The sequence below is a fragment of the Parendozoicomonas sp. Alg238-R29 genome (genome assembly GCF_947331445.1).
In the GTDB taxonomy this organism is placed as follows: Bacteria; Pseudomonadota; Gammaproteobacteria; order Pseudomonadales; family Endozoicomonadaceae; genus Sansalvadorimonas.
The window spans coordinates 1-12,374 of record NZ_CAMZOG010000109.1; the positions used below are offsets into that span (position 1 = coordinate 1).

Sequence of the window (12,374 nt, forward strand, 5' to 3'; positions counted from 1 at the left end):
GCCTGGGTAGCTCAGTTGGTAGAGCAGCGGATTGAAAATCCGCGTGTCGGCAGTTCGATTCTGTCCCTAGGCACCATATTCAGCCCTGAGTGGCTAAAGAAAGTAAGGCCCCGAAGCATTTTTGCTCCGGGGCCTTTTTCGTTGAATGGGCGTATAACGGGCATAACACCATGTTGGGCTAATACATCGGCACAAATCGGTGTACTTGGGGGATACAACCAGGCAGGCCTCGATATCCTCCCACCACATATCCTCTAAAACACCATCTGCTACATACTGTTGCCGATCACAAGCCACAAGAACAGGGATCTTTTTAACAGGTGATTCCTTCTTCTGAGAAGTGCGGGGCTTGACCTGTTTCTTTTTCAGACCTATCCCTTTCTGGGGAGGCAGGAGCTGAGGGTAGTCACGGTTCCATAAACTGACAAAAATCTGTGCCGTTCATGGTGACCTCCAGCCAACACATTTGTGTAGAGGGAGTTTAGATGTAGAAGTTTAGACGACTACCAACTGATAGGCTGAACAGAGCCTCACTGATATGATAAGGCTTGACCTCTACACCTCCTCCCCAATTAAGCTTGATGTTTCTAGCCGATTTACCAAGTAACATAAGATTTAGCATTATCTTTGAGCCTCTCGAACATGATTGAATTATCATCCCCCTTCTTTTTCCATTTACAGCGATTTAACTCTCTAGCTTGTACATGGCATTCTTCGGCTTCGCTTAAATGTTTATTGCGATTGGTGGCAAATGTTAATAAGTGCCCCTTTAAGGACCAGATACTCGCCAGTTTAGGCTTTTCTTTAAGGAGCTGTTCACACTCCAATAACAAGCCACTGTTCAGTGCTTTCAGTGAATCAGTCATTCCTTTATTGCTAACAATTCCTTGGAGGACGGAATAAAAGCGTATTTTGAGATAATGCAGCTTATGCAGGTAGAAATCACTTTGAGTGGCAAGTTCCTGAGTGTCAGTCAAAAGTTTTTCGGTTATCTCTCCACCTTTTATCATTATAGCATCGACCTCTGCGCGGAATTGTGCGTGCTTCAGCAGGTTTGACTCTGGGTGTACTGCTAACCCTTCTTCTATAACTTTCTTTGCACGATCAAACTTACTATCAGCGATAAAGACCATACTTTTTTGATAGTAGAAGGTGTCTACACAACTGAATGTTCGTGGCTCCATTTCTGAGAAGAATTTATCAATGTCGTTTATGATCATCTGTGCGCGCGCGCATTGATTTGTGACCTCCATCCATTCAATGCATCGTGCTGCATATTTTGATAAGGACAGGTTACATGTTTTGAAGTCTACTGTATTTGCTTCTTGAAGAAATTTTTTAAGCAAAGTCATTGCACTCATAACAAAGGATATAGCCCTTTTTAATTCACCTTTCTTCCAAAACTCTAGCGCATCAATAAAATGGCTATTGATATATTCGTAGTTGCTCTTGCACGCTTCTCCATGTTTATCTCTGAGCTCTTTACGCAACTTTACATGGTCACTTGGAAACATCTCTTCACGGGATTTGTTTTCTCTTCGAGCCACCTCTTCTTCAAGAGACTTGAGCTCATCGTATCGCCAGACGTGCATTAACGCAGTGCGTAGTTGCTGGATACATCCTTCATATTGTTCATGTTTGCACTTGTGCGGATATATTTCATAATGAGCTTCATAATCCCGTTTCATTTTTTCAAGCACTTCTATTGATTCACAATGCTTTCCCGAATCTTTTAAGGTCCTGCTTTTCAGGTGTAAACTTCTAAAGTAAAAATTTAGTTTGGTTTCCGTCTTTCCAACATGCCTCTCTTCCACCCGGCAAATGTCTTCTATAGCGTCTAGCGCCGCTGCTCTGCGACCCATATCGAAGTGACGTTTAGCTTGGTAAAAACGATCTTCAATTTTGAGCTGTTGAGTCTTGGTTGTTGTTTTTATAACCTTAGACTTGTTTATAGCGCTGGCTCTTGCACCTTCATCTACATGCTGCTTTTTGGGAGTATCGCTGACTCTATCAGCTTTTGTTTCAGGTGACGGCGAGACTTGTTTCACAGCACCAGATGCTTTTATGGAGTACGTTGGTTGTACAGGTACTATTACAGAATGGGACACCTTACATTTTTCTAAATCTACCAAACGAGGAAAGTCTTGTTCAGTAATGTGAACAGAGGCACCAGGGATGAAACCTACCGCATCAACATTGAATGAAAACGTAGTGCCCCGCTTTTGAGGAGAATCTTTTTCTTTCGCGACTACCGGCTGATGCAAGGCTGCCCTCTGAAGGCCCGATACAGGGGAATTTTTCGGTAAGGCCATGTGCTGATCTTCCTGATAGATAAAAGTGTGTACACCTCAGATTGCCAAACACTCTCATTGGTTCAGCAAATACATGGTATTTGCCAGCTATCTATACAGTTCTGTTAGGTATGGTAAGCATCGAGCCTTCGTTTAAGCGCCCGAGGCTCAAAACGTCATGGGTGCTGCCCCATCACACACAGAGTCATTAACTTGAACATGCTTTCGTCCATAACCGTATATTCATTACATATCTGATACTGATGCCAAGTCTGCCAGATTTGGAATATGTGCTTGAAGCTGATCTGTATGGAAGGCGATTGTTAGGCGTCAGTTCAGACGCCATGAAATGAGTCAGTAGAAAACAGGCAAGGCAAAAACTAACAAAAAGGGAGGGTCAACTTGATTGAAGATACTGATCTCTGGCTTGTTTCATGAGTTCCTTAAGTTCCCTCGCCCGCTCAAGCTTAGTACGCCCTAATGCCATCCGGTCATCAACCAGATCGTACGCTGTTCTGCTGGGCGCTGTTCAGCAATAAAGTGGTTGAATCCAACCTTTCAGTTCACTGTGGTAGGCATTCACATGCTGAAGATGGAAAACCTTCTCCCGTACATTTTGTCCCAGTCGGGATATTAAGGTTTTCAATACCAGCCCCAGATGATCAGCAACCAGGTCATGGTGTTTTGCCCACTGCCTCTCTCAGCCTTCTCTCTGGGAAGCGTTTCAGACAGCTTATCTACTTTAGAAATGAACAACCTGCCATCCAGTTGCATCAACATCCGTAAAGGTCAATAAGACACGAGTGTCATACTCGCGCGCTGGATACTTCTGATTCAACACACTGGCATTCATTTTCCCAAAACTCACACGATATAACTTGCCACGGTTTGAGCTCCCTTTTCCCAGATAAGATTTATCTGTGGCAAAGTGTAAATCGCTATAACGCTCACCCTGTTCAAAGCTATCTATCCAGTCTTCTATCTTGTTTTGGTATCCGCTCAACCCATAAGAAGAGTCAACCACAACCAAAATCTGCTGCGGGTTACCAGCATAATAGAAGTGAGCAGCAACAAGGCCACTCACCTGAATAAACACAGCGACACAGATTGGTAATAATTTACCCACAGTGTTTCCCGTTACATTTGTGCATTGAGCAGGTTACCGATCTGATAAGCTGCAGAACCAGTTGAAGATTCAGTGTAAGACGCTTCTACTAAGCCGGATATGGTTTTTAGATCTGAGGACTCAAAGCCGTAGGCGATACTATGTACTGGAATATTCAGCATCTGAACCACTTCATCAATATCATCCAGCAGTAAACCGTTTCGTGTTTCACCATCAGACAATACAAACACAGTCAGCTTATGTTCTGGGTGTGTTTTTGAGAAGTTCAACAACTCGTCAGCTGCAACCAAAATAGCATCGTTTGTTGCAGTTCCCCCTCCGGCACTCATGCGTTCGACAGAGCCAAGGAATTGCGACTTCTGCTGCAGGTCGAACTTGCGAATCGGCAGATCAACATTGACCTTTTCGTTGAAAGTAACCAACCCAATACTGTTGCGCGAAGAAACAAAATTAGCCGATTCATCCAGTGCAGCTTTTAAAGCACGCATGCGATCGCCATCCATCGAGCCAGACACATCTGCTACAAACACTGCAGCAATGGGTCGGCCTCCAGATTTTTTATCCTTCCATAGACGCTGTGCACTTGAGATTACTGAGCCATCATAGAGATTATAAGCAGCCTTATAATCAGTGCTTTTATTAAAGCCGTATTCTTTGGCAACATGTGCATTCCTTTTCACAAAGTCTGCAAAAGCCTGAAGAACCTGCCGTTCATCCTCATCAGCTTCAGCTGTAGCGTATATAGGTGAATCATGGCGAACCCCAAACGGAACAAACTCATAACCACCAAGGCCATTAGAGTTGATGAACGTTTGGTACTCCATAACAAATGCATCTAACACACCACTTCCAACGGTCGCTTCGCGCATCTGAAGGGTGTTCTGAGCAACGAAAGGTATTCCCCGCTGAAAAGCTTCAAATGCACTGGCAACATCAGGTGCCAGCATTTGCCTCTCATCCCCCTGGGCGAACGCATGCAGAACCGTAAGCAAGAAGTTCAGCCCTGTAGAGGATTGATATGGGTTGGTATAACCCATGGCAAACTGTCCACTTGTTACAGCGGTCAGAAGTTTTTGGATATCCAGCTTGCCGTTGGTTGTGATTTCATCAATTTTACTCGACTGAACAACGACACCTGCAGTATTTGGGGCAGTTTTATCTGCTATTTCAGATAATTCCACACCTTGGGACTGCAACATTTGTCCCCAAAGAGCATTTGAAGGTGAATAGCCATCCGGCATACTTTGTTCTGCCAACAGGAAAGATGCAGCTGCACCCGATGCAATCCTTCGAATCGCTACTTTACCGGTTTTACCATTGGGCAACCTGAAGCCCTGGCTATTAAATTTCCTTGCAAGATCGACATAGATACCATCGACACCATTACCAGCTTTTTCTGAACTGGTAAAAATTTCAACCGATTCAACTTGAGAGCTGTCCTGAGCAGTCACAGTCATCTTGTATTCGTTAATATCTGGCAGCAGCTCAAGTAAATTTGTTGTAGTCAGTTTAATATTAGCACGGTACTGATTTTCAATTCTGCTTGGCTGAATAGTAGTTTCAACTAACTCATTTAACTTGGTTTCAGCCTGATCAAAATTGCTTACACCATTAAATTCCGAGCACCCTGCTAGCAGTACCAACCCTAAAGATATCCCAATCTTTTTCTTCATTATTATCTCCCTCAACTTCACTTACTAAAGCTCTGAGCACGCTGCCCAAGGTCGCGCAAACGACTTAGGGCCTCCTGCAGTTCAAATGAGTCCGTATCCTGAATATTTGCTACCTGAACAGTGGTTTCATTTAATACCGTCAGTAGCTCCCGATTCTGTTTCACCAGCTCTTCTATCCGAATATTCTGACCTGTTAATAATGCCTGCCGACGTTGTAAAGCTTCACTTTCCAGAGCTTTAGCATCAACTTCCTCACTTTTTATCGTGTTAACAGACTGGGACGCGGCAAGGATGTCCTTCAGATTATTTATTGCCAAACGAAAGACACGGCTGGTTTCCGAACTGTAACTAGATAAGGTTATCGTTGTATCTCCGAGCTTGTGCTCAATAACCCGGCGATAGTCTTCAAGCATATTCATTAGGCGAGTAGCCTGCTTGGCAGCATCGGCCATATCTAAATCAGACAGTTGCCCATTAAGTAGCTTCACTTCGTCATACAATTTCTGCTCCCGGGCAACTTCATTTGCTATCAAAGCTGCTTGCTGCTCCTGTTGAGCAAATCCACCCAAAACATAAACGGCAATGGCTGCAATAACAGCAACAAGGCTAATTCCTGCATAGGCACTAAGCATTACCCAGCCTGTGGGAAACCAGATGTAATAGACAGCTATTGATATCAACGCTGTGATTGTAGCTATTAGAGTAATTCTTCCCATACGTCCCTCATTTACGGGAATTTCATTTAAAGCATTTTTATTATTCCCGACAAAGATAATGCCCTGCTCCACTGATTGAAAGCCTAATCATGATAAAACTGTCGTTTGTTGAGGTGTTTTATAAGTAAAATAAAATAATCTACTTTTCTTTGCTGTAATTTTAACGCCATAATCGATCTCATTATTAGAATAAGGCGTAAAGGAACCCGCCATGACGACGCAAGCTCGAGTTGCACAGGTTGCAACTATGACTCCAGAACAAATAGCAGCCGAAGTTGGTACAGTTGCACCGACTGCAATGACAGAAAACATTCCTGAAGAAGTGAAGCTAAAAGCGAAGGATATTCTGGAGCGCATCAAAAACGTCGACAACCGTGACATCGAAGCTAGAAACAATATCACTAATGAAGCGAAATCCTTTGGCACCGGAGTTCGCAAGAACATTTCTCACCAAAGTGATCTCCTTAATTCTCCAATAAAAGAGATTATGGGTAACTCTGGCGCAGACAGTGGGCTTAGCCATGATTTACTTTCATTAAGAAGCAAGGTTGAGGAAATCAACCCAAACAAGTTTGATTTTTCTGAAAGCAGTTTCCGCCGATTACTCAGCAAACTACCAGGCATTGGCACAAAATTGGAAACTTGGTGGTCTCAATATCAAAGTGTTTCTACTGTTATAAACGATATCTTGACCAACCTTGAGAAAGGTAAAAATGTTCTTGAAAAAGATAATGTCACCCTGAAAACAGATCGTGACAAATTAATGGAATTTACATGGCAATTGCAGGACCAACTACAAATCGCCATGTTGCTGGATTCAGAACTGGAAACATGGGCTGAATCACTGGAAGCGGCCCAGAAAAAATATATTCAAGAAGATATATTGTACTACCTGCGTCAGGAAGTGCAGGATATGCAATTGTCTCTAGGGGCTGCCAATCAAGCCATTCTGGTTTCCGATATTATTCGCCGCGCCAATGATGAGTTAATTCGTTCTACTGATCGCACACTCAATGTTTCTGCCAAGGCTCTACAAACGGCCGCTGCTCTTCAGGTTGCTCTGGTTCACCAGAAAAAGCAGATGGACGCAGTAAAAGCGACAAACGATATGACCGTTGATCTTCTCAAATCTACGGCAGAAAAAGCGAAAACCCAGGGTGTGAAGATCGTTAAGGATGCTAACGATGTATCTGGCATGATTGAGGGTCTTAAGCAGGCCTTCGGTGATACCATTGAAGCAATGGATATGCTTGATGCATATAAGCAGGAGGCTCTGCCTCAGATGCAAAGCAATGTTGAGTTGCTTGATGGGCTGAACAAGCAGATGAAACAGCAAGTCGAACGCATTGATAAAACGCTAGAGCCTGCATAAGAAACGTCTCTTTAGGACTTTCTAAAGGCCTGACAGTGAAAACTATCAGGCCCTTTTATTACCGCTGGTATTCCAGCAATTTAACGCCAATTATGCCTCTGGAGGAGTGCCTTCAGCGTTAGAGATAACAGCATCAATCTGTACCAACGCATCCATAGGAATATCAGAAACACCGATAACAGTTCTTGCAGGCAGATCCCCCTTAAAGAAGGTTGGGTAAATCTCGTTTACCGCATCCAGGTCAGCAATGCGCTTCAACTGAATGTTGATCTTAACGGCATCATCCATAACGTGGCCGATGCTCTCAACAATTGCCTGAATATTCTTCAGACATTGCTCTGCCTGTTCTTTTACACTGGCACCAACAACCTGATTAGTTTGCGCATCCAGGGGCAGCTGGGCAGCAATGTGGTTGTAATGCGAGAACGCAACAGTATGAGTGTGTAGAGCACACTTTGGTGCATTACCCGTGTTGTTTGCCTTGATCACAATACCGTGACGATCTTCAACTGCCTGTGGTGGGGTGCCATCACCGTGGGAAACAACCGCATCCATCTGTACCAGAGCGTCCATAGGCAGGCCTGAAGCTGCAACAATAGAGCGCGCCGGAACATAACCAACAGCTCGGGCAATCGCAGAATCCGGGAAGAAGGTTTTATAAGCTTCGTTTACGGCATCAATGTCAGCAGGGTTTCTGACGAAGATACCCATTTTCACAATATCGTCAAAAGGAACATCAATGCTTTCTAAAATAGCCTTGATATTTTTCAGACACTGCCTTGCCTGTTCTTTCACACCACCAGCTACTACGTTGCCGGTTTTAGGGTCTACAGGTAGCTGAGCAGAGATATTGTTGTAGTGAGAGAAAGCAACAGTCTGAGTGGAGAAAGGGCTTTGAGGCGCATTTGCAGTATTGCGAGCAACTTTTACCAGATCACAGGGAGCTTGTGGGTGAGTTCCTTCGCCGTTGGAAATCAGTGCATCCATTTGTACCAGAGCGCCATCCATAGGCAGCGCGGCAACAGCCAGTGCGGTACGCACAGGAGGGTAGCCCTGGAAGAAGGTTGCATAAACTTCTTCTACGGCGGCCAGATCAGCGATATTGGTCAGGAACACATTGATTTTAACAACATCAGCCATGATATGACCGACACTTTCTACGATGACTTTAATGTTTTCCAGACACTGCTTGGCTTGTTCTCGCACACCACCAGCAACAATAGAGCTGGTCTCAGGGTTTACAGGCAGCTGGGCTGAAAGATTGTTGTAATGAGAAAAGGCAACCGTCTGTGTAGAGTCAGAACTCAGGGGGGCATTTTCCGTGTTTCTGGAATTCTTGATGATTGTATCGCTCAAACCGATTCTCCTACGCGAGATACTACTTTCGGGATGCCTGGCTAAACTGACCATCTGCACAAGACATCTATGGTCTTACCAAGCTCTTAAAGGGGAGAAACGTTTTCTAGTCGTGCGGCTGCAAAGAGTCAAGCAAACGCCTATTGTCGTGTGATTTATTAAACCCATGTTTTGATTTTCATCATCATTAGGGAAGCTAATACCTTATAAATATTGTTTCTTTCCCGTGTACTATGGATTATTGAATTGTGCTATGGATTCTTGAATATTGTGCAAACCGTTCACCTTTCCCGCCCCAGCAAGCTCTAAGTTATACTCATTCAGCTCCACGAACCAAACTGCTACCATGCATTTGTTTACAAAATGAGCCGCTACCAATGAACCGTCGCAAAAAAGGCAATCAGATACTCAAGGCACGAGCCAAAAAGGCTAAAACCAAACTTGCCCCGAAAAATAAGGAGAGATACATAAGCAAAGCCGAGCGCGCTAAACTGGATGCCGAATCCAGCCCTGAAACTGTCTTACCATCAGATTAATGCTCGCTCTATAAATGCCTCTACAGAAAAGCATCGTGAATAATCGATGCTTGATGATAACTTCATACAAAGTGGCAAAAGGCTGCTTTGCACTCAGGCAAAAACAACAACCAGGGCTAGGGTTTCAAATAATCCGAAATAGTTTTTACCATCGCCTCACCGGCCCGGCGCCCTTCAATACCTTCAACCAATTTAACTTTCCGCCCTCCCATCATCGCAAATACAGCCATGTATTCGGTCTTGTCTCGATTTTGATTTTGGGAGCTCATAGTTGTTTTCAGGCTCAGTTGATCTTCAGAACTTAGAATTCCTTTTCGCTGGTAAAGCTGTCTGTCAAACAAAGTGCGTATTGTCCCCGAGTCGTGAACACAACTGATCGCGTTGTCATAATTGCCCAACTGGAAGAACATCTGGGTGTGCAACTATTACACCGCTCCACCAGAAAGCTCAGCCTGACAGAAGCAGGGGAACGCTGCTTTTCCAAAGCGGTTGATGCTCTTGCGGCAGCTCAGGAGGCAGAGGATTCGGTTTCAGAATTGCAGGGAAAGCCAAAAGGTTATTTAAAAACCCACAGCACACCAAAAAAAACCGACGATCTCTACAACCATTTCGGCAGGATGTGGCATCGGGCGATTAACAACATTTACGGCCAGTGAACATATTCGTTCTGGAAAACTTGTGCAGGTTTTACCTGACTACAAACTGCCATTACAAACCATGTATGCCGTTTTCCCGGAGCGTAAACATCTTCCTGCCAAGGTTCGGGTATTTATCGATTTTATTCTCGACAAAATTGGCAGAGACCAGCCCTATTGGGATGCTGGAATTATCAGCCAGTAACTGTTGGAAATCTCTTTATGGATCAGCAAAAGTCACCGTCGTAGTGCCAATATCATCGTATCGGTTCTTCTCTGCTGAAACATCGCTCAGATATTCAACAAACTCGATCTCATACCCTTCAGGCTCATAAAAATAAACATTCTTGCGGAAGGGATGATCTTTACGTAAATCCTGCTTTAGGTCGTACCCTTTTGCTAAAAGCCGTTCTACAAGTGCATCAATATCATCAACAGCAAACGCAATATGAGCCAGGCCGGTTGAATGCCCTTTAAGATCACGATTCTCGCCAATGGTATTGTCATTCAGGCTGAGATAGTAATCATCGTCGCCGACATGTACCCAGTGCCTCTCACGGCCATACCAGACATTCTCCCCTTTGCCCCGAACCCGCCATTCAGGGAAAGCAGTGAGAATGAAGTCCAGCGTCGACTCAAAATTTCTCACACATAAATTGACATGTTCTAGTCTGACCAAAACTCACCCCATTAGGATCACCCAGCATAGTGAAGTAAATATAGAGTGTTTTTTGAGCAAGACCTCAGTATTACCGTTGATAGGGTAATGGCCGATCGTATCTTTGAAAAATAATAATTTTTCCACCTACCGCAGTATGAGGCTTAAACGTTTTATATCTGAGGCATGACTGTTACAGTACCTGAAAACCTAATTACAATACTCTCTTATGAAAAAAACACTTGTTGCTTTAGCTCTCACTTCTGTTGTTGCCACTTCTGTTGTTGCCACGTCCGCTCAGGCTTCATTCTGGGATTCCTGGTTCAGCGAACCAACAAAAGAATCGATACCTGCTGCCGGTTCTACTCCGGAGGTTCAGGAGGTAGTAAAAACAACTGCAACTAGCACGATTCAAGATATAGCTGCTGGCCTTATTCCTGCCTTAACACAACAATTAGGAGTATCTGAAACCCAAGCCAGCGGTGGAATGGGAGCGTTGTTTCAGCTTGCCAAAGGCAACCTTACTGGCGATGACTTTTCACAACTCAGTCAGTCTATTCCTGACATGACCACATTATTGAATGCAGCCCCCAAACTCGACCCCAACAGTGTAGAGAGCCAACTGGGAGGCTGGTTAGCAAAAGCTGGCTCTGCCGGTGAAACATTAAATGATCTGGCTCAACTCAAGTCTCAGTTCGACACCCTCGGACTGGACGCGGCCATGATTAGCAAATTTGCTACAACTGCCATCAATTACTTGCAAAGCGATGAGGGCAAGCAAACAGCAGCGCTCCTTCAAAAAGGTCTGGGAGCACTGCTCGCTGGAGAATCCTGATATAGCGCAGCCCTGATTAAAGAAATCAGGGCTGCCTTTGGTTTCACCGCTTGTTCTTATTTATTGAGTAAATGGCAGACGCTAACAAATCAGTCATAATCGTGAGGCCGTGTTAAACCCATCGGAATCATTACCAAACATTCCGCGTCGAGCTCATGAAACCTGACACCTCAACAGCTATGGCTGAATTGATTGAACAAATCAGAGCCAACATTCCCTTTGGTTTAACTGAAGCTCAGCTATGCCAGGGAACCTGTTCTGGCTGCTCTAAAAAGCTTCTGGATTATCTTGATCAAACACTGGATGAACACAGCCAGAGTCTGGCAAATAGTGAAATACCAACGTTAGGAGATGTCAGAAAACTGGGAAAGCTGGCCGTAAAAATTCACAACGTTCTACAAAAGAATGGCTTAGTTTAAGAGTTTCAGGCTTCCCCTTCCACATATGTTATATTATAACACTCCACAAGAAATGTACCTTTCATGTTTGCCATTCAAACCATAGTTGGCGGTGAGTAGTTATTGATGAGCACTGCTGTCCGGTTAAAAAAATCGAGAAAGGCGTGAGATGCCTGTCTTTAGTGGTTTGCGGTAAAATAGCGGTTGTCGAGACAGCTATTTCACAAAACAAAAAAGACAGACATGAAGCATCATAACAGCGTTTTCCAACAGTTACTCAAAACAATCCCACGTCACCAGTTTCAGAAGGTCGTTGATCGCCACAACGGGGATCATCGCATCAGAACTCTGTCATGCTGGACTCAGCTCGTTGCTATGATGTTTGCTCAACTGGCCAGCCGGGTTTCCATTCGGGATCTGGTTGAGAATTTTAATACCTGCCACAACCACCATTACCATTTGGGTGTCTCTCGCATAAAGCGTTCTTCATTGTCAGATGCTAACAGCACCCGGGCGGTTGGCATTTTCTCAGAAACCTTTTTCTTTCTATTGCAAAAGGTCAGAAGCCATTTACCTCGGGGAGCGGCCAGTGACATGGTGCGTCTGATTGATTCCACGACCATTGACTTAAATTTGAACCAGTTTGAGTGGGCGCATTTCCGAAAAACCAAAGGCGGCATAAAGCTTCATACGGTGTATGACCCGAAGGCAGATACACCCACTTTTTTCGAACTGACCACCGCCAAGAGAAATGACTGTAAAACGGCTCAGAACCTTC

The 12,374-nt window shown here is 44.3% G+C and carries 14 protein-coding genes and 1 tRNA gene; 8 read left to right on the top strand and 7 right to left on the bottom strand.

The window, feature by feature from the left end:
- Nucleotides 1–76, top strand: a tRNA-Phe gene (locus QMA35_RS19355).
- Nucleotides 77–596: 520 nt separating this feature from the next.
- On the opposite strand, the gene QMA35_RS19360 is transcribed toward QMA35_RS19355, so the two are convergent.
- The 4 genes from QMA35_RS19360 to QMA35_RS19375 all read right to left on the bottom strand — a co-directional run bounded on the left by QMA35_RS19360 (nt 597) and on the right by QMA35_RS19375 (nt 5,722).
- Entirely contained in the window at nt 597–2,312 is a 1,716-nt protein-coding gene (locus QMA35_RS19360) for a hypothetical protein (protein ID WP_281648794.1), read from the bottom strand.
- Nucleotides 2,313–3,033: 721 nt separating this feature from the next.
- Entirely contained in the window at nt 3,034–3,417 is a 384-nt protein-coding gene (locus QMA35_RS19365; RefSeq protein WP_281648795.1) for a hypothetical protein, read from the bottom strand.
- A gap of 11 nt (nt 3,418–3,428) precedes the next feature.
- On the bottom strand, nt 3,429–5,090 hold the full coding sequence (locus QMA35_RS19370; protein ID WP_281648796.1) for a vWA domain-containing protein: 1,662 nt from the start codon (nt 5,088–5,090) through the stop codon (nt 3,429–3,431).
- Between the two features lie 17 nt (nt 5,091–5,107).
- Nucleotides 5,108–5,722 carry a hypothetical protein gene (locus tag QMA35_RS19375; protein WP_281648797.1) on the bottom strand — a complete coding sequence of 205 codons (615 nt, stop codon included), beginning with the start codon at nt 5,720–5,722 and terminating at the stop codon, nt 5,108–5,110.
- Nucleotides 5,723–6,017: 295 nt separating this feature from the next.
- Here QMA35_RS19375 and QMA35_RS19380 point away from each other — a divergent pair, with 295 nt between their 5' ends.
- Nucleotides 6,018–7,178, top strand: a complete 1,161-nt coding sequence (locus QMA35_RS19380) for a toxic anion resistance protein (protein WP_281648798.1) — start codon at nt 6,018–6,020, stop codon at nt 7,176–7,178.
- A 90-nt stretch (nt 7,179–7,268) separates the two neighbouring features.
- On the opposite strand, the gene QMA35_RS19385 is transcribed toward QMA35_RS19380, so the two are convergent.
- Nucleotides 7,269–8,534 carry a RidA family protein gene (locus QMA35_RS19385; RefSeq protein ID WP_281648799.1) on the bottom strand — a complete coding sequence of 422 codons (1,266 nt, stop codon included), beginning with the start codon at nt 8,532–8,534 and terminating at the stop codon, nt 7,269–7,271.
- A gap of 377 nt (nt 8,535–8,911) precedes the next feature.
- Between QMA35_RS19385 and QMA35_RS19390 the strand changes: the two genes are divergently transcribed.
- Nucleotides 8,912–9,070, top strand: a complete 159-nt coding sequence (locus QMA35_RS19390; RefSeq protein ID WP_281648800.1) for a DUF2986 domain-containing protein — start codon at nt 8,912–8,914, stop codon at nt 9,068–9,070.
- Nucleotides 9,071–9,186: 116 nt separating this feature from the next.
- Here QMA35_RS19390 and QMA35_RS19395 read toward each other — a convergent pair whose 3' ends face one another.
- Nucleotides 9,187–9,339 carry a hypothetical protein gene (locus tag QMA35_RS19395; protein WP_281648801.1) on the bottom strand — a complete coding sequence of 51 codons (153 nt, stop codon included), beginning with the start codon at nt 9,337–9,339 and terminating at the stop codon, nt 9,187–9,189.
- Nucleotides 9,340–9,432: 93 nt separating this feature from the next.
- Between QMA35_RS19395 and QMA35_RS19400 the strand changes: the two genes are divergently transcribed.
- Both QMA35_RS19400 and QMA35_RS19405 read left to right on the top strand, forming a co-directional pair.
- Nucleotides 9,433–9,726 (top strand): LysR family transcriptional regulator, encoded by a 294-nt coding sequence (locus QMA35_RS19400; protein ID WP_281648802.1) that lies wholly within the window; start codon nt 9,433–9,435, stop codon nt 9,724–9,726.
- Nucleotides 9,695–9,910, top strand: a complete 216-nt coding sequence (locus tag QMA35_RS19405) for a LysR substrate-binding domain-containing protein (protein WP_281648807.1) — start codon at nt 9,695–9,697, stop codon at nt 9,908–9,910. Before QMA35_RS19400 ends, QMA35_RS19405 begins: the two co-directional genes overlap by 32 nt.
- A gap of 15 nt (nt 9,911–9,925) precedes the next feature.
- Here QMA35_RS19405 and QMA35_RS19410 read toward each other — a convergent pair whose 3' ends face one another.
- Nucleotides 9,926–10,384, bottom strand: coding sequence for a VOC family protein (locus tag QMA35_RS19410; RefSeq protein WP_281648803.1), 459 nt, complete (start codon nt 10,382–10,384; stop codon nt 9,926–9,928).
- Between the two features lie 208 nt (nt 10,385–10,592).
- Between QMA35_RS19410 and QMA35_RS19415 the strand changes: the two genes are divergently transcribed.
- The 3 genes from QMA35_RS19415 to QMA35_RS19425 form a co-directional block, all read left to right on the top strand.
- Nucleotides 10,593–11,198 (top strand): DUF2780 domain-containing protein, encoded by a 606-nt coding sequence (locus QMA35_RS19415; protein WP_281648804.1) that lies wholly within the window; start codon nt 10,593–10,595, stop codon nt 11,196–11,198.
- A gap of 155 nt (nt 11,199–11,353) precedes the next feature.
- A complete protein-coding gene (locus QMA35_RS19420; RefSeq protein WP_281648805.1) occupies nt 11,354–11,617 on the top strand; it encodes a hypothetical protein in 264 nt (87 codons plus the stop codon).
- A 222-nt stretch (nt 11,618–11,839) separates the two neighbouring features.
- Nucleotides 11,840–12,374: DUF4372 domain-containing protein (locus tag QMA35_RS19425; RefSeq protein ID WP_281648806.1), on the top strand; the 535-nt coding region annotated here is incomplete at its 3' end.